This is a genomic window from Acidovorax sp. KPB24-07 (genome assembly GCF_057543315.1).
This window is the reverse complement of record NZ_BAAJYS010000794.1, coordinates 1-899: the sequence shown is the minus strand read 5'-3', so window position 1 is coordinate 899 and position 899 is coordinate 1. Positions and strand designations below refer to the sequence as shown.

Sequence of the window (899 nt, the reverse complement as noted above, 5' to 3'; positions counted from 1 at the left end):
CGCCGGCCGGCGCTGGGGCTGGCCGCGAGCATCGGGCCTGGCGCGGCTCACCGTGGCGCGGCGCCCGCGCGTGGCGCTGTTTTCGACCGGCGACGAACTCGTCATGCCCGGCGAGGTGGACCCGGCCCGCATGCCGCCCGGCGCCATCTACAACAGCAACCGGTTCTTCCTGCGGGGGCTGCTGCGCCGCCTGGGCTGCGCGGTGACCGACCTGGGCATCGTGCCGGACCGGCGCGAGGCCACCCTGGAGGCGCTGCGTGGCGCCAGCCTGGAGCACGACCTGATCCTGACCAGCGGCGGCGTGTCGGTGGGCGAGGAAGACCACGTCAAGCCCGCCGTCGAGGCCCTGGGCCGGCTGGACCTGTGGCAGATCGCCATGAAGCCCGGCAAGCCCTTCGCCCATGGCCGCATCGGCGCGGCGCACTTCATGGGGCTGCCGGGCAACCCGGTATCGAGCTTCATGACCTTCGCGCTGCTGGTGCGCCCGTTCCTGCTGCGGCTGCAGGGCGTGCAGGCCGTCGCCCCGCAGAGCGTGGCGGCCACGGCCGACTTCGACTGGCCGCGCGCGGACCGGCGCCGCGAGTTCCTGCGCGTGCGGCGCAATGCGGCGGGCGGGCTGGACCTGTTTCCCCACCAGGGATCGGGCGTGCTCACGTCGGTCGCCTGGGGCGACGGCGTGGTGGACACCCCGGCCGGCCAGACCATCGCGCGGGGCGATACCGTGCGCTTCATTCCCTGGGCGGAGCTGCAGTCATGAGTCGCACCGTCACCGTGCGCTACTTCGCCGCGATCCGCGAGGCCGTGGGGCAGGGCAGCGAACGCTTGGCGACGCAGGCGGCCACGCTGGGCGCGCTGCGCGACGAGTTGATCGCGCGCGGCGGGCCCTGGGCGCACAGCCT

At 74.5% G+C, this 899-nt stretch carries 1 protein-coding gene and 1 pseudogene; both read left to right on the top strand.

Going from position 1 to position 899, the window contains the following annotated elements:
• Positions 1-757: pseudogene (locus AC27IQ_RS25855) on the top strand (molybdopterin molybdotransferase MoeA); the annotation flags it as partial.
• Positions 754-899: MoaD/ThiS family protein (locus AC27IQ_RS25850; RefSeq protein WP_487091349.1), on the top strand; the 146-nt coding region annotated here is incomplete at its 3' end. The pseudogene AC27IQ_RS25855 and the gene AC27IQ_RS25850, both read left to right, overlap by 4 nt.